Annotated in this window: 17 protein-coding genes, 1 rRNA gene and 1 other annotated feature; all 18 genes read left to right on the top strand. The window is 36.3% G+C overall.

Going from position 1 to position 16,966, the window contains the following annotated elements:
- Positions 1-74: ribosomal RNA gene (gene rrf, locus J2S06_RS16135) — 5S ribosomal RNA — on the top strand; the annotation flags it as partial.
- A 376-nt stretch (positions 75-450) separates the two neighbouring features.
- Complete coding sequence (locus J2S06_RS13165) at positions 451-684, top strand: DUF6010 family protein (protein ID WP_419152601.1); 234 nt, start codon at positions 451-453, stop codon at positions 682-684.
- A gap of 314 nt (positions 685-998) precedes the next feature.
- Positions 999-1,652, top strand: coding sequence for an MgtC/SapB family protein (locus J2S06_RS13170; RefSeq protein ID WP_052659287.1), 654 nt, complete (start codon positions 999-1,001; stop codon positions 1,650-1,652).
- A gap of 115 nt (positions 1,653-1,767) precedes the next feature.
- Entirely contained in the window at positions 1,768-2,229 is a 462-nt protein-coding gene (locus tag J2S06_RS13175) for a CtsR family transcriptional regulator (protein ID WP_044746988.1), read from the top strand.
- Positions 2,230-2,242: 13 nt separating this feature from the next.
- A complete protein-coding gene (locus J2S06_RS13180; protein ID WP_044746989.1) occupies positions 2,243-2,791 on the top strand; it encodes a UvrB/UvrC motif-containing protein in 549 nt (182 codons plus the stop codon).
- A 3-nt stretch (positions 2,792-2,794) separates the two neighbouring features.
- Positions 2,795-3,886 (top strand): protein arginine kinase, encoded by a 1,092-nt coding sequence (locus J2S06_RS13185; protein ID WP_044746990.1) that lies wholly within the window; start codon positions 2,795-2,797, stop codon positions 3,884-3,886.
- Positions 3,883-6,318, top strand: a complete 2,436-nt coding sequence (gene clpC, locus J2S06_RS13190; protein WP_044746991.1) for an ATP-dependent protease ATP-binding subunit ClpC — start codon at positions 3,883-3,885, stop codon at positions 6,316-6,318. Before J2S06_RS13185 ends, clpC begins: the two co-directional genes overlap by 4 nt.
- Before the next feature lie 151 nt (positions 6,319-6,469).
- Positions 6,470-7,846: a DNA repair protein RadA gene (gene radA / locus J2S06_RS13195; RefSeq protein WP_419152602.1), complete on the top strand. Its 1,377-nt coding sequence runs from the start codon at positions 6,470-6,472 to the stop codon at positions 7,844-7,846.
- A gap of 395 nt (positions 7,847-8,241) precedes the next feature.
- Positions 8,242-9,333: a PIN/TRAM domain-containing protein gene (locus J2S06_RS13200; RefSeq protein WP_044746993.1), complete on the top strand. Its 1,092-nt coding sequence runs from the start codon at positions 8,242-8,244 to the stop codon at positions 9,331-9,333.
- Positions 9,334-9,345: 12 nt separating this feature from the next.
- Complete coding sequence (ispD, locus tag J2S06_RS13205) at positions 9,346-10,032, top strand: 2-C-methyl-D-erythritol 4-phosphate cytidylyltransferase (RefSeq protein ID WP_044746994.1); 687 nt, start codon at positions 9,346-9,348, stop codon at positions 10,030-10,032.
- Between the two features lie 2 nt (positions 10,033-10,034).
- On the top strand, positions 10,035-10,517 hold the full coding sequence (gene ispF, locus J2S06_RS13210) for a 2-C-methyl-D-erythritol 2,4-cyclodiphosphate synthase (protein ID WP_419152603.1): 483 nt from the start codon (positions 10,035-10,037) through the stop codon (positions 10,515-10,517).
- A gap of 113 nt (positions 10,518-10,630) precedes the next feature.
- The gene (gene gltX, locus J2S06_RS13215; protein ID WP_419152604.1) at positions 10,631-12,091 is read left to right on the top strand and encodes a glutamate--tRNA ligase; all 1,461 of its coding nucleotides are present in this window, start codon (positions 10,631-10,633) and stop codon (positions 12,089-12,091) included.
- 47 nt (positions 12,092-12,138) lie between these two features.
- Positions 12,139-12,380, top strand: a binding site (T-box leader).
- Positions 12,381-12,470: 90 nt separating this feature from the next.
- Positions 12,471-13,121: a serine O-acetyltransferase gene (gene cysE, locus J2S06_RS13220; RefSeq protein WP_044746997.1), complete on the top strand. Its 651-nt coding sequence runs from the start codon at positions 12,471-12,473 to the stop codon at positions 13,119-13,121.
- The gene (cysS, locus tag J2S06_RS13225) at positions 13,118-14,515 is read left to right on the top strand and encodes a cysteine--tRNA ligase (RefSeq protein WP_419152605.1); all 1,398 of its coding nucleotides are present in this window, start codon (positions 13,118-13,120) and stop codon (positions 14,513-14,515) included. Before cysE ends, cysS begins: the two co-directional genes overlap by 4 nt.
- 3 nt (positions 14,516-14,518) lie before the next feature.
- On the top strand, positions 14,519-14,941 hold the full coding sequence (locus J2S06_RS13230; RefSeq protein WP_419152606.1) for a Mini-ribonuclease 3: 423 nt from the start codon (positions 14,519-14,521) through the stop codon (positions 14,939-14,941).
- Positions 14,934-15,677 carry a 23S rRNA (guanosine(2251)-2'-O)-methyltransferase RlmB gene (rlmB, locus tag J2S06_RS13235; protein ID WP_044747000.1) on the top strand — a complete coding sequence of 248 codons (744 nt, stop codon included), beginning with the start codon at positions 14,934-14,936 and terminating at the stop codon, positions 15,675-15,677. Before J2S06_RS13230 ends, rlmB begins: the two co-directional genes overlap by 8 nt.
- A 7-nt stretch (positions 15,678-15,684) precedes the next feature.
- The gene (locus tag J2S06_RS13240; RefSeq protein WP_044747001.1) at positions 15,685-16,197 is read left to right on the top strand and encodes an NYN domain-containing protein; all 513 of its coding nucleotides are present in this window, start codon (positions 15,685-15,687) and stop codon (positions 16,195-16,197) included.
- A gap of 108 nt (positions 16,198-16,305) precedes the next feature.
- Positions 16,306-16,935, top strand: coding sequence for an RNA polymerase sporulation sigma factor SigH (sigH, locus tag J2S06_RS13245; RefSeq protein ID WP_407638410.1), 630 nt, complete (start codon positions 16,306-16,308; stop codon positions 16,933-16,935).
- Positions 16,936-16,966 lie beyond the last annotated feature (31 nt).

The raw sequence follows: 16,966 nt of genomic DNA on the forward strand, positions 1-16,966 counted from the left end.
GAACACGGAAGTTAAGCTCTTCAGCGCCGATGGTAGTTGGGGATTTCCCTTGCGAGAGTAGGACGCTGCCAGGCAATAGGATAAAGAGTAGTGAAAGGCTACTCTTTTTTTGTTATGTAAATAAACAATGAAAGTCGAAGGTTTGGGAAGAGCGAGAAGATTGTTGTATTTATCAAGGTTCATTTTCCCTTTAACGTTAATCACTCTTGCTTTTCCTTAAAAAAAGAATGAAACATATTTATGAGTAAGTAGTTCAGATAACGTGTTTAAACAATAGAAATAGCATATGAAATCGAGTATGAAATCGCAAAGGTTTTATACTCGTTTTTTTGTTGTTATATAAGGGTCAAGACTCTTTTGTTAGTGAATCAACACTCAAATCAGCATAGAAATTAACAAAATGACAATAGATAATGACACTCGATTTTTTCGGATGCTTCTTTATCTGATATGAGAAATAAGTATATATCTATTGAATTAATTTTCTCGCTCGTAATTTTTACATTTGCGTCATTAGGTTTGTTGTACTCTCCTAATTGGTTAGTTCTAGGATATATACTACATGGTGTATGGGATATTTTACATCATACAAAATTCATCCAAACAAGTAATAAAGTAGTTCCCGCCATTTTGTACAGCTGTAGATTTTGTTGTAGGTATATATATATTTACTTAAGTTATTAAACCATCGGGGCTTTATAAACCTCTTAAAAAAAGTTAGCTAAGAGTCATAGACTCTGAGCTTTTTCGTGCAAATAAAATACTGAGTGATTTATGTCGCGAATTCCAATGATATTAAGGATTTTCTTCACAATAACTGAACTACTTATTTTATGAGGTGTACCTTTTTGTATTAGAAACAAAAGGGATTATTTAAAAGAAGGGCATCAAGTTATTTTTATTTGTGAAAATATGATTTTGGACTATTCAGTGCATATACATAAAATAAAAAATTTTAAAAAGGAGAAGAGGTGGCGAGAATGTTTGAATGGGAGATTATGTTGATGAGGCTTATCATTGCGGCGACATTGTGTGGCTTTATCGGACTAGAACGTGAGGTTAAGCGCCACCCTGCTGGTTTTAGAACGCATTTATTAGTTGGAGTTGGTGCATGTTTAATGATGTTACTTTCTTTATATGGTTTCGATGAATATATAGAGAACAATGAGCATATTCAATTTGATCCAGCACGTATTCCTTCTTATGTCATAAGTGGTATTGGTTTTTTAGGGGCCGGAACCATATTGGTCAAGGGAGTAACAGTAAGAGGATTAACAACAGCCGCTTCAATATGGGTGGTTGCTGGCCTTGGACTTGTGATCGGAGCAGGAATGTTTCTTTTAGCCTTCTTCACAACAGCCATTGTTTTATTAAGTTTAATTTTTTTAAATAAGTTTGAACCGTTTATTTACAATAAAGGCAATAAAAGAAGAATAAAGGCTATTTTAAAAGAAAATGAGCTGGAACAAATCATTCAAGAATTGGAAAAATTAAAATGTACCATTTGTAAAATGTATTTAAGCAATACTAGGTTTAGCAAAGAAAAAACAACCCTCTATTATTATGTTTTTGAAATTAAAATTCCGAAGAGAAAAAAAGACGTAATCTTCGAACAAATTAGTAAAATAAAAGGGGTTCAAAAGGTTTTTTAATGAACTATTTTGGAAATAATGTAGTTATAGAAGATAATTATTGAAAAATGACAAGAATAAAGTTATATTAAAATTAAGGTCAAATATAGTCAAAGTCAGATAAGGAGGAGGCTGAGTGAGAAATATAACAGATGTTATTGAACAATATTTAAAGCAGGTTTTAGATAGTAGTGGAAAAGAGTTTGCAGAAATAAAACGTAGTGAAATTGCTGATAAATTTCAATGTGTTCCTTCTCAAATTAACTATGTAATTAATACTCGTTTTACCATTGAACGTGGCTATATTGTGGAAAGTAAAAGAGGTGGCGGTGGGTATATTCGAATCATTAAGATCAAAGAAAATGACCACGCTCAACTAATAAACCAAATATTAAATGTAGTAGGGAATAGACTTACACAATCTGCAGCTGAAGATATCATTTTACGTTTAGTTGAAGAAAAAGTCATTTCAAAACGTGAAGCTAAAATTATGTTAAGTGTCATTGATCGTTCGGTTTTATATATTGATGTACCAGAGAGAGATGAACTGAGAGCAAGAATGATCAAAGCCATGTTGACAACGTTAAAATATAAGTAAAGGTGGTGAAATGATGATCTGCCAAGAGTGTAATGAAAGACCGGCAACATTTCATTTTACAAAAATTATTAATGGCGAAAAAACAGAGGTTCATATTTGTGAACAGTGCGCTCAAGAAAAAGGTGATATGTTTAAGTTTTATTCCAATCCTGGTTTTTCAATTAACAATTTGCTTTCTGGACTATTAAATTTAGAACCATCGCTTGCCAAACAAGGTCAAACCGTTTTTCAAAACAATCATGTTCTTCAATGTGAGCGTTGTAAAATGACCTTCTCACAGTTTACGAAAGTAGGACGATTTGGTTGCTCTAACTGTTATAAAACATTTCAACAGCAAATCAATCCAATATTAAAACGTGTCCATAGCGGAAATACTGTACATGGTGGAAAAATACCTAAAAGAATTGGGGGTTCCATCCATTTACGTAAACGATTGAAGCAATTAAAAGAAGATCTTCAACAACTTGTTGCTCATGAGGAATTTGAAAAGGCTGCGGAAGTTCGTGATGAAATACGTATGATTGAAGCTAAATTAAAAGGACCTAATGGGGAGGGGATTTAACCCATGTCATTACAAAATTTTATTAACTCTGCAATGAGTGCTTGGATGAGCCAAGAAGGTCCTGATTCGGACATTGTTTTAAGTAGCCGTATTCGCCTTGCGAGAAATTTAGAAATGTTTAAATTCCCAACTCTTTTTTCGAATGAAGAAGCAAAAGCAGTTTTAGATGTGTTTGAAAAAAAATTTGCAGGGAAAACGTTTAAAGGCATTGGTAATTTTGAATTAATTAAAATGAATGATCTGCAGCCAATACAGAAAAGAGTACTCGTTGAAAAACATTTAATTAGCCCTCATTTAGCTGAAGATTCCTCGTATGGAGGATGTTTATTATCAAACAATGAAGAAGTAAGTATTATGTTAAATGAAGAAGATCATATTCGAATTCAATGCTTATTTCCTGGATTTCAGTTAAAAGAAGCTTTAAATGTCGCAAATCAATTGGATGACTGGATTGAAAGTGAGATTGACTACGCTTTTGATGAACAGAGAGGTTATTTAACAAGTTGTCCGACAAATGTTGGGACGGGTTTAAGAGCTTCTGTGATGATGCATCTTCCAGCTCTCGTTATAACCCAACAAATTAATCGGATTATTCCAGCTATTAATCAATTAGGACTTGTTGTTAGAGGAATTTATGGAGAAGGTAGCGAAGCTTTAGGTAATATCTTTCAAATATCAAACCAAATCACTCTAGGTAAATCAGAAGAAGATATTGTGGATGATTTAATAAGTGTAGTACGCCAATTAATTGAACAAGAACGATCAGCAAGAGAAGCTCTTTATAAAACAAATCAAATACAGCTAGAGGATCGGGTTTTCCGTTCATTAGGAACATTATCCTATAGCCGTATTATACAATCTAAAGAAGCTATTCAATGTTTATCTGATGTCCGTTTAGGGATTGATTTAGGAATCATTCAAAATATTTCGCGCAGTATTTTAAATGAACTAATGATTCTTATTCAGCCAGGATTTTTACAACAATATTCTGGTGGTGCACTTCGTCCAGATGAACGTGATGTACGCCGTGCTGCATTAATTCGTGAGCGACTTCAATTAGAAAATAAAAAAAGATTGGAGGAAGATGAAGCATGATGTTTGGCAGATTTACTGAACGTGCCCAAAAAGTGTTGGCACTAGCACAAGAGGAAGCAGTTCGATTAGGACATAATAATATCGGGACAGAACATATTTTACTCGGTTTAGTACGTGAAGGTGAAGGGATTGCGGCTAAGGCGTTGCATGCTCTCGGTTTAAGTCCGGAAAAAATTCAAAATGAAGTTGAGAGCTTAATCGGTAGAGGTCAAGAAATTTCTCAAACGATTCATTATACACCTCGTGCCAAAAAAGTTATTGAGCTCTCTATGGACGAAGCGCGTAAGTTAGGACATTCATATGTAGGAACAGAGCATATTTTATTAGGGTTAATTCGTGAAGGAGAAGGAGTTGCGGCACGTGTACTAAACAATCTTGGTGTAAGCTTAAATAAAGCTCGTCAGCAAGTATTACAATTGTTAGGAAGTAATGAATCTTCATCTGGACATCAAAGTGGGGCAATGAATAATGCTAATACACCTACTTTAGATAGTTTAGCGCGTGATTTAACGGCAGTGGCAAGAGAAGGAGGGCTTGACCCAGTCATCGGGCGTAGCAAGGAAATACAACGTGTGATTGAAGTATTAAGCCGTCGCACGAAAAATAATCCGGTGTTAATTGGAGAGCCTGGTGTCGGGAAAACGGCAATTGCTGAAGGGCTTGCTCAACAAATCGTTAATAACGAGGTTCCTGAAATTTTACGTGATAAGCGTGTTATGACATTAGATATGGGGACAGTAGTAGCAGGGACAAAATACCGTGGCGAATTTGAAGACCGTCTAAAAAAAGTGATGGATGAAATTCGCCAAGCAGGGAACATCATATTATTTATTGATGAGCTCCATACTTTAATTGGTGCAGGTGGGGCTGAAGGAGCCATCGATGCATCCAATATTTTGAAGCCAGCTTTAGCTAGAGGGGAATTACAATGCATCGGTGCGACAACATTAGACGAATATCGAAAATATATTGAAAAAGATGCAGCGCTTGAACGGAGATTTCAGCCTATACAAGTGGATGAGCCAACTGTAGAAGAAAGCATTCAAATTTTAAAAGGTTTGCGTGACCGTTATGAGGCTCATCATCGCGTATCCATTTCCGATGAGGCGATAGAAGCGGCTGTAAAACTTTCAGATCGATATATTTCAGATCGATTCCTCCCAGATAAAGCGATTGACTTAATTGATGAAGCTGGATCAAAGGTTCGTTTACGTTCATTTACAACACCACCGAACCTAAAAGAATTAGAACAAAAGCTAGAAGAAGTTCGTAAAGAGAAAGATGCAGCTGTTCAAAGTCAAGAATTTGAAAAAGCAGCTTCTTTACGTGATGCGGAACAAAGACTTCGCGAACAGCTTGAGGAAACGAAAAAGTCTTGGAAAGAAAAACAAGGACAAGAAAATTCAGAAGTTACAGTAGAAGATATTGCGATGGTTGTATCGAGCTGGACTGGAATTCCAGTAAGTAAATTAGCGGAAACGGAAACAGAAAAATTACTAAACCTTGAAAAAATCTTACACTCTCGCGTTATTGGCCAAGATGAAGCGGTTGTCGCTGTCGCAAAAGCAGTACGTCGTGCAAGAGCAGGTCTTAAGGATCCAAAACGCCCTATCGGTTCCTTTATCTTCTTAGGACCTACAGGTGTAGGTAAGACTGAGTTAGCACGTGCCTTAGCTGAAGCGATGTTTGGCGATGAAGATGCGATGATCCGTATCGATATGTCTGAATATATGGAAAAGCACTCTACTTCCAGATTAGTTGGTTCACCTCCAGGATATGTCGGATATGAAGAAGGTGGCCAATTAACAGAAAAAGTACGTCGTAAGCCTTATTCAGTAGTACTTTTAGATGAAATTGAAAAAGCTCATCCTGATGTCTTTAACATCTTGCTTCAAGTATTAGAAGATGGTCGTTTAACAGACTCCAAAGGTCGTACTGTCGACTTCCGGAATACCATTTTAATTATGACTTCTAATGTGGGGGCTAGTGAGTTAAAACGCAATAAGTATGTTGGATTTAATGTTCAAGACGAAAGCAAAGATTATAAAGATATGAAAAGTAAAGTAATGACTGAATTGAAAAAAGCTTTCCGTCCGGAATTTTTAAACCGTATTGATGAAATTATTGTGTTCCATTCACTCGAACAAAAGCATCTTAAAGAGATTGCGTCATTAATGGCTGATCAATTAACAAAACGATTATTAGAGCAGGATATTGAACTTGAATTAACAGATGCTGCAAAAGAGAAATTAGCCGAAGAAGGGTTCGATCCTGAATATGGTGCAAGACCACTACGTCGTGCCTTGCAAAAAAATGTAGAGGATCGCTTATCAGAAGAGTTGTTGAAAGGAAATATTGAAAAAGGTCAAAAAGTTATACTTGATGTAGAAAATGGAGAATTTATCGTACGACCAGCTGAAAAAGTGAAATAATCAAGACACATTCATTGAGAGGCATACTAGTAAGCGTATGCCTCTTTTCAATCATTGTGAAAAATTACCCATTACCACCATTTTAAGCTATAATGATTATTCATAATGAAAAGGAATAAGCTGTATTTTAATGAAGAGGGGAACATATTTTATGGCAAAACAAAAATCAAAATTTATTTGTCAATCGTGTGGATATGAATCACCAAAATGGATGGGAAAATGCCCAGGGTGTGGAGAATGGAATACGATGTCTGAAGAAGTCATTAAACAGACAGGAAAGCACCGAATCGCCTTTGCTCATACACAATCAACCGTCATGAGCAAACCATCGTCGATTAATCATATAGAAACGATTCAGGAGCCTAGAATCAAAACATCGCTGAAAGAATTTAACCGCGTGTTAGGAAGTGGGATTGTAAAAGGTTCTCTTGTTTTAATTGGAGGGGACCCAGGTATAGGAAAATCAACTCTTCTATTACAAGTTTCATCACAACTAGCAAATCAACATTATGATGTTCTTTATATATCTGGAGAAGAGTCGGTAAAACAGACGAAAATTAGGGCCGATCGACTGGGCATTCAAGCGGAAAAGCTATATGTTTTAGCAGAAACGGACTTAGAGTTTATTTCAAAATCCATTGATGAAATGAAACCGGCCTTTGTTGTCATTGACTCCATTCAAACCATCTACCGCAATGATATCACTTCTGCCCCTGGAAGTGTATCCCAAGTGAGAGAGTGTACAGCTGAATTAATGCGGATTGCCAAAACGAACGGAATCGCTATTTTTATTGTTGGACACGTGACAAAGGAAGGCTCTATTGCCGGTCCGAGAATTTTAGAACATATGGTTGATACCGTTCTTTATTTTGAGGGAGAACGACATCATACGTATCGAATTTTACGGGCGGTGAAGAACCGGTTTGGCTCTACAAATGAGATAGGCATCTTTGAGATGAAGGAAAATGGCTTAGAAGAAGTGATCAATCCATCAGAAATTTTTTTAGAAGAGCGGTTAAAAGGAGCTTCGGGATCTACCGTCGTTGCTTCAATGGAAGGAACTAGACCTGTCCTTGTCGAAATACAAGCGTTAATCGCCCCAACAAGCTTTGGAAACCCACGACGGATGGCAACAGGTGTTGATCATAATCGCGTCTCACTGTTGATGGCTGTTTTAGAAAAAAGAATTGGTTTATTATTACAAAATCAAGATGCTTATGTCAAAGTAGCTGGTGGTGTCAAATTAAATGAGCCTGCTATAGACTTAGCTATTGCGATCAGTATTGTCTCAAGTTTTAAAGATCAGCCAACTCAAGCAACAGATGTGTTTATCGGAGAAGTAGGACTAACCGGTGAAGTAAGAAGAGTTTCCCGTATCGATCAGCGTGTTCAAGAAGCAGCAAAACTTGGCTTTAAAAGGGTAATTCTCCCTAAAGCAAATGTCGAAGGATGGCAAGCACCAAAGGGAATTAAGTTAATCGGTGTCGAAAATGTTTTAGAGGCTATTCAGTTTGCATTAGGAGGATAAGGGAAGGATGATCAAGAAAAAAGAATATGAACAGAATTAATGATATTTTCGTTTATTGCATCGGGTACACCAATTCGGGAAGGGATCGTGGAAAAATAGGTTGTTGTCTATAAGGGTAAGGTGAAAATTTATTTTTAAGCTATAAAAATTTGAAACTTATTTCAAATAGAAACGTAGAAGTATAAGATGAGTAGAGGGGATCGGAGAAGTGCGAATTAAAGATTTAAACATTACTGAGTGGAACGAAAACGATTAAAATTACGGTCAGCTAACGGATCGGTTAAGGTCATTTGCTTTACAACTACTTTTCATTGTGTTTACATTTTCTAAAAAATGTTTCTTTCTACGTTTTAATTGCTATAAAGTGTTTATAATGAATTAAAGGAGGTGGAGGTATGTTAAAGCGTATCGTACAAATTTTATTCCTTTTTGTTGGAGGAACATTAGGCATTTTTCTCATACCGCAATTATTAGTTTTGTTAAATTTAGATCAAATACCTTTTATCATGACACCTTATGCATTAGCCGTTTTAGGGGCGATTATTTTTTATGTTGCCACCTTCTGGTTAGTCGACTATATGGTAAATTGGATTAAAATTATTGAGGAAAAGCTTGTAAAAGCACCTATTACAGACGTATTGTTTGGCAGTCTCGGATTAGTTTTCGGCCTTATTATCGCTTATCTATTAGGAATTTCATTAAATGCTCTCCCTTATCCAATTATCAATAATATTTTGCCAATTGTTCTTACGGTCATATTAGGTTATTTAGGGTTCCAAATTGGGAATAAAAAGCGAGATGAATTCATTAATTTATTTTCTCTTCCTAATAAAATGGGAAAAAGAAAAGCTTCGGTTGATGACGAAGATACTGACAAGAAAAGACTTAAAATTTTAGATACAAGTGTTATTATAGATGGTAGGATTGCTGATATATGCCAAACAGGATTTTTAGAAGGAACCATTATTATTCCACAATTTGTTTTAGAGGAGCTTCAGCATATCGCGGACTCATCAGATGTATTAAAACGAAATCGTGGCAGAAGAGGATTAGACATTTTAAACCGTATTCAAAAAGAGCTTGATATTAAAGTCGAAATTTATGAAGGCGATTTTGAAGATGTTCAAGAAGTTGATAGTAAGCTCGTTAAATTGGCGAAAATTATTTCAGGTGTAGTGGTGACAAATGATTTTAATTTAAATAAAGTTTGTGAGCTGCAAAATGTTCCTGTTCTTAACATTAATGATTTAGCAAATGCCGTAAAACCGATTGTATTACCTGGGGAAGAGTTGAATGTTCAAGTGATTAAAGACGGTAAAGAACATAATCAAGGTGTTGCTTATCTTGATGATGGAACGATGATCGTAGTAGAAGATGGACGCGATTACATTGGTAAAAATATTGATGTATTAGTTACAAGTGTATTACAAACGTCAGCAGGTCGTATGATTTTTGCTAAGCCTAAATTATTAGAAAAAGCCTTGTAAGGGGAAAGTAGCATGAAGTATCAGGTCGTCATTCCTGCCGCTGGACAAGGGAAAAGAATGAAAGCGGGGAAAAATAAACAGCTGATTGAACTGGATTCAATACCAATCATTATCCATACTTTAAAAGTATTTGAACAAGATCCAAAATGTAACGGCATTTATCTTGTTATTAATCCAAAAGAAAAAGATGAATTCATTGATTTGTTAGATAAATATAATATTCAAAAGGTTCAAAAGATGGTTGAGGGAGGAAAGGAACGGCAGCATAGTGTGTATAATGGACTTAAAGCCATTGAATCCGGGGAGATTGTCCTTATTCATGATGGTGCAAGACCATTTATTCAGCAAAAAATCATCCACCAATTAGTTGAAAGAGCCACTATCAGCGGGGCTTGTGTGATTGCTGTTCCTGTAAAAGATACGATCAAACGTGTGAACGAATCGGAAGTGGTCGATACTGTAGATCGTTCTAGCTTGTGGGCGGTGCAAACCCCACAAGCTTTTCGTCTTTCAATTGTATTAAAAGCGCACGAAGCAGCTGAACGAGAAGGTTTTATCGGGACGGATGATGCCAGTCTGGTCGAGCGAATGGGACATAAAGTTTCGGTTATAGAAGGGGAATATACGAATATTAAAATCACCACACCGGAAGATTTAATGTTTGCTAAAGTGATTTTACATAGTGAAAGAGGGGGATGAGCGTGTTTCGAATTGGACAAGGCTTTGATGTACATCAACTAGTTGAAGGAAGACCTTTAATTCTTGGTGGTATTGAAATCCCGTATGAAAAAGGCTTATTAGGTCATTCTGATGCAGATGTCCTCTTACATACAGTTGCTGATGCTTGTTTAGGTGCAATCGGTGCAGGGGATATTGGAAAGCACTTTCCTGATACAGACCCAGCTTATAAAAATGCCGATTCTGCTAATTTATTAAAACATGTATGGAATTTAGTAAAAGAGAAAGGCTATATACTTGGAAACGTTGATTGTACCATTATTGCCCAAAAACCGAAGATGGCTCCATATATACCAAAAATGAAAAAGCGAATAGCTGGGCTCTTAGAAGCAAATGAAGAGCAAGTGAATATTAAGGCGACAACAACGGAGAAGCTTGGCTTTACAGGAAGAGGAGAAGGTATTGCTGCTCAAGCAGTAGTTCTCCTTAAAAATATAAACCTGTAATCCTTTTGAATGTCATAATAAATGGTGGTAAAATAAGCTTGGATTTATAGCGGATCAGAAATGTAAATCATAAAACTTTCATTAAAATGACAACTGTGGAGGTGCCAAACGTAATGGCAAAAAGTGAAGTAAGGGTCCGATATGCTCCAAGTCCAACTGGACATTTGCATATTGGAAATGCGCGTACAGCTTTATTTAACTATTTATTTGCCCGAAGCCAAAATGGGAAATTTATTATTCGGATTGAAGATACAGATAAAAAACGTAATATTGCTGGTGGAGAACAAAGTCAGCTGAAATATTTGAAATGGCTTGGAATAGATTGGGATGAAAGCATTGATGTCGGTGGCGACTATGGACCATACCGTCAGTCAGAACGTAATGATATATATCAAAAGTATTATAATGATTTATTGGAACGAGGATTAGCTTATAAATGTTATTGTACAGAGGAAGAGCTTGAAAAAGAACGTGAGGAACAAGTTGCACGTGGTGAAATGCCTCGCTACTCTGGGAAATGTGCCAATTTAACAGCTGAAGAACGAGAAGCTTTTGAAAAAGAAGGACGAATGCCAAGCATACGATTTCGTGTACCACAAGGTAAAACATACAACTGGAACGACATTGTAAAAGGTGATATATCATTTGATTCGAATGATATTGGCGATTTTGTTATTGTCAAAAAAGATGGTACACCGACTTATAATTTTGCTGTAGCCATTGACGATCATCTGATGAAGATCAGTCACGTATTACGCGGTGAAGACCATATTTCCAATACTCCGAAACAAATGATGGTTTTTGAAGCATTTGGTTGGGCGCCGCCTGTATTTGGTCATATGACGTTGATTGTGAATGAAAATCGTAAAAAATTGAGTAAACGTGATGAGAGCATTATTCAATTCATTGAGCAATATGCTGATTTAGGTTACTTACCAGAAGCATTGTTTAACTTCATCGCCTTGCTCGGTTGGTCTCCTGTTGGCGAAGAAGAAATTTTTAGCAAGGAAGAATTCATCGAAATTTTTGATCCAGAGCGATTATCTAAATCACCTGCTGTATTTGATACACAAAAGTTAAAATGGATGAACAACCAATACATGAAAAATTTAGATTTAGAAAAAGTCGTTGAACTAACTCTTCCACACTTAGTGAAGGCTGGACGCCTCCCAGAACAAATGACAGATCAAGAAAGAAAATGGGCTGAGCGCCTCATTTCATTATATCAAGAGCAGCTTAGCTATGGAGCTGAGATCGTAGAATTGACGGAAATGTTCTTTAAAAATGATGTTCAATATGATGAAGAGGCAAAGGCAGTACTATCAGAAGAGCAGGTTCCCGAAGTTTTAAGTACGTTTAAAGCAGAAGTAGAATCGTTGGAAGAGTTTACGGCTGATCATATTAAAAAATCAATTAAAGCTGTTCAAAAAGCGACAGGTCAAAAAGGGAAAAAATTGTTTATGCCAATCCGTGTAGCAACAACAGGACAAACACACGGACCTGAATTACCGGTTGCAATTGAACTTTTAGGTAAAGAGAAAATTCTCTCTAGATTGGAAGATGCTTTGAGTTAACTTTTTCGTTTAAATATAATATAGTATGTATTAAATAACTAGAATAAGAAAAAGCGTTGAGAAGGAGAAGTAGGAAATGTTCAACTTACAGAGAGAACCTCCTTGGCTGAAAGAGGTTTAAGTTTGAGCATTTCTGAAATGCACCTTCGAGTCTTTTGTCGAACACAGCTTGCTTGTTTGTAAGTAGACAAAAGCGGCACTCGCCGTTATTTGAGCAAAGTTTGAGGAAATGAGGCCTTTTATCTCGTTTCCTAAACAGAGTGGAACCGCGCGCATATGCGTCTCTGTATTTGACAGAGGCGTTTTTTTATTATCTAATATTTTGACTGCGATATGAGTTTAATTAGTAGGGAAATCATATTCGTAAGGGGGAGTGCAAATGTTTAAAATGTTAAAAGAGGATATTGAGGTAGTTTTTGATCAAGACCCTGCTGCTCGTTCTTATCTAGAGGTTATATTAACGTATTCTGGTTTACATGCCGTTTGGGCACATCGAATTGCTCATGCTTTTTATAAACGTAAATTTTACTTTATTGCCCGTTTAATCTCACAAATTAGTCGTTTTTTTACAGGGATCGAAATTCATCCTGGTGCTAAAATTGGTCGAAGATTTTTTATCGATCATGGCATGGGAGTTGTCATTGGTGAAACATGTGAAATAGGAGATAATGTTACGGTTTATCAAGGAGTTACACTAGGGGGGACTGGAAAAGAAAAAGGAAAGCGCCACCCGACGATTAAAGATAATGTCTTAATCGCAACAGGCGCCAAGGTTTTAGGTTCCATTACGATTGGAGAAAACTCGAAGATCGGTGCTGGGTCTGTTGTATTACATGATGTTCCAGAAAATTCAACGGTTGTTGGGATACCTGGAAGAGTCGTTGTTCGAAACGGTGTTAAAGTTCAAAAAGATTTAAACCATCGTGATCTACCAGATCCAATAGCTGATCGTTTTAAAGAACTCGAAGGGGAAATCAAACGGTTAAAGGAAGAATTAGAAAAGATCAAAGAAAAGGAGATTGTTCAATGAGTATTCAAATTCATAATACTTTAACCCGAAAAAAAGAACCATTTATCCCATTAGAAGATAAAAAAGTAAAGATGTATGTATGCGGTCCAACGGTTTATAACTACATTCATATTGGAAATGCTAGACCAGCTATTGTATATGATACAGTTCGTAGATATTTAGAGTTTAGTGGTTATGATGTCCAGTATGTTTCTAATTTTACAGATGTCGATGATAAGCTCATTAAAGCAGCAAAAGATTTAGGAGAGGATGTTCCAGCCATTGCGGAACGGTTCATAAAAGCTTATTTTGAAGACATTGAAGCATTAGGCTGTAAAAAAGCAGACATCCATCCACGGGTAACTGAAAATATTGATGTCATTATTGAATTTATCGATACGTTAATCAAAAAAGGATATGCTTATGAAGTAGATGGGGATGTTTATTATAAAACAAGGTCATTTGAAGGCTATGGAAAACTTTCACATCAATCAATAGATGAGCTGCGTGCTGGTGCCCGCATTCAAGTCGGAGAGAAAAAGCAAGATGCTTTAGATTTTGCTTTATGGAAAGCGGCGAAGGAAGGGGAAATTTCCTGGGATAGCCCGTGGGGAAAAGGTCGTCCAGGATGGCATATTGAATGTTCTGCGATGGCTCGTAAATATTTAGGAGATACAATTGATATTCATGCTGGGGGACAGGATTTAACATTTCCGCATCATGAAAATGAAATTGCCCAATCGGAAGCTTTAACAGGAAAACCGTTTGCAAAATATTGGATGCATAATGGATACATCAATATCAACAATGAAAAAATGTCTAAATCATTAGGTAATTTTGTTCTTGTACACGATATTGTGAAGAAACATGATCCTCAAGTGCTTCGTTTCTTTATGTTATCTGTTCATTACCGGCATCCGATTAATTATTCGGAAGAGTTATTAGAAAGTACAAAAAATGCATTGGAAAGATTAAAAACATCTTATGCAAACTTACAACATCGCTTAAAAGCAAGTACAAACTTAACCGATCATAATCAAGAATGGTTAAATAAAATCGAAGGATATAGACAAGATTTTATTCGGGAAATGAATGATGACTTTAATACAGCAAATGGCATTTCCGTTCTCTTTGAATTGGCAAAGCAAGCAAACTACTATTTAGAAGAGAAAAACACATCAGAAGAAGTGATTCATTCATTCTTACGTACATTTGATGAATTAGGGGGCGTATTAGGAGTATCATTTGCTCAAACTGAACTTTTAGATGAAGAAATTGAAGAATTAATTAAAAAAAGAAACCAAGCACGAAAAGAACGAAATTTTGCATTAGCTGACCAAATTCGTGATCAACTAAAAGAGATGAATATTATTTTAGAAGATACCCCGCAAGGAACAAGATGGAAAAGAGGATAAAATATGATCGAACTTGAAAAAGTAAAAGATGTTAAGCAATTAAATGGGCTGGCCCTTGCGTATATGGGTGATGCTGTATATGAAGTATATATACGGCATCACTTGCTTTCTACTGGAAATGTAAAACCAAATAAGCTTCATCAAATGGCAAAATACTTTGTCTCGGCGAAGTCACAAGCAGCCATTTTAAAAAAGTTAACAAATAAGAATTTTTTTTCAGATGAAGAGCTATTGATCATCAAACGAGGAAGGAATGCGAAATCGGGAACCATTCCGAAAAATACAGATGTGCAAACGTATCGATATAGTACAGCATTTGAAGCATTAATTGGGTATCATTTTTTAAATGGAGAGTTAAAGCGTTTAGAGGAAATCATAAAAGAAGCGATCTCTTGTAAGATAGAAAGGGGGAAGTGCAATGAGTGAAGAATATATTATCGGTAGAAATCCTGTTATAGAAGCATTGCGTTCTAAACGTCAAATTCATAAAATTTGGATTGCAGAGCATTCGACAAAAGGACAGGCGCAAAAAATTATCACATTAGCGAAAGATAAAGGGGTATCGGTTCAATTTGTGCCAAAAAAAAAGCTAGATCAAATGTTTACGGGAAATCATCAAGGGGTTGCAGCACAAGTTGCTTCTTATCATTACAGTGATTTAGAGGAATTGTTTCAACGCGCTCATAATCGGAATGAAGCACCTTTTTTCTTATTATTAGATGAAATTGAAGACCCTCACAATTTAGGATCGATCATGCGCAGTGCGGATGCAGTGGGAGCTCACGGTATTATTATTCCGAAAAGAAGAGCTGTCGGCTTAACACAAGCGGTAGCAAAAGCTTCTACTGGAGCTATTGAATACATTCCTGTTGTTCGAGTTACAAATTTAGCGCGAACCATTGATGAACTAAAAGAACGTGGATTGTGGGTGGTCGGAACTGATGCAAAAGGTGCTGAAGATTATCGTACACTTGATGGAACGATGCCTCTAGCTCTCGTCATTGGCAGTGAAGGAAAGGGGATCGGAAGGCTTATCAAAGAAAAATGTGATTTTCTCGTGAAGCTCCCAATGGTTGGACAAGTCACTTCTTTAAATGCTTCCGTAGCTGCAGGCCTGTTAATGTATGAGGTATATCGAAAGCGGCATCCTTTAGGAGTGTAAAGAAAAAATGAATATCCTTCTTGTTGATGGATATAACATCATCGGTGCATGGCCGGAGCTTGAAGCATTAAAAAATGACAATTTAGAGCATGCTCGAGATTTATTAATTCAAAAAATGGCTGAATATCAAGCCTATACAGGATTTCGTGTCATTGTTGTATTTGATGCCCACTTAGTAAAAGGGATTGAAAAAAAATATATACAATCTGGTGTCGAAGTGATTTTTACACGAGAAAACGAAACAGCTGATGAACGAATTGAAAAACTCATTAAAACATTGCTTTCAGTCAAGTCTAAAATATATGTAGCAACATCGGACTATACGGAACAATGGACAGTCTTTTCACAAGGAGCGTTGCGAAAATCAGCAAGAGAGCTTTTGGCTGAAATGGAATCCATTGAGTCTCGAATTCGAAATAAAGTAAAAAAAATTCAAGAGAAACGTCCGCAGTCAAAAATTAAATTATCGGATGAAGTGGCTAAACAATTCGAAAAATGGAGACGAGGAGATCTCGAATAAGCGTTTGGTTGACGCTTACAGAAATTTTAACGTATAATATTTTTAACAATTTTTCCTAATTTCCGGTCGGGGGGAATCTGTGTGAGTGTGAAAGGCAACAAGGGGGAAATGACAAAAAATTCGCTAAAAACATTCGAGGACGAGCAAATTGTAGAGCTTGTTCATAATGGTGATAGTGATGCGCTTGATTATTTAATTACCAAATACCAAAATTTTGTCCGCGCTAAAGCACGGTCTTATTTTCTTATTGGAGCAGATCGTGAGGATATCGTTCAAGAAGGAATGATCGGTCTATATAAAGCTATTCGTGATTTTAAAGAGGACAAGCTTACCTCCTTTAAGGCTTTCGCAGAGCTATGTATTACCCGCCAAATTATTACTGCGATAAAAACCGCAACCCGTCAAAAGCATATTCCTCTTAACTCCTATGTTTCATTAGATAAACCCATCTATGATGAAGAGTCTGATCGTACGCTATTGGATATCATTTCAGGGGCGAAGGTAATGGATCCAGAAGAATTAATTATAAATCAAGAAGAATTTGACGATATTGAATTAAAAATGGGGGAAATTTTATCTGATTTGGAACGAAAGGTTTTAGTGCTATATTTAGATGGACGCTCTTATCAAGAAATTTCCGAAGAGTTAAACAGACATGTGAAATCTATTGATAATGCCCTGCAACGCGTTAAGAGAAAGCTTGAGAGATATCTGGAATTAAGAGAAATTACTTCCTAATCGCATTGACAGTTAAAATACCGCTATGATA

The organism is Bacillus alveayuensis, from assembly GCA_030812955.1.
In the GTDB taxonomy this organism is placed as follows: Bacteria; Bacillota; Bacilli; order Bacillales; family Aeribacillaceae; genus Bacillus_CB; species Bacillus_CB alveayuensis.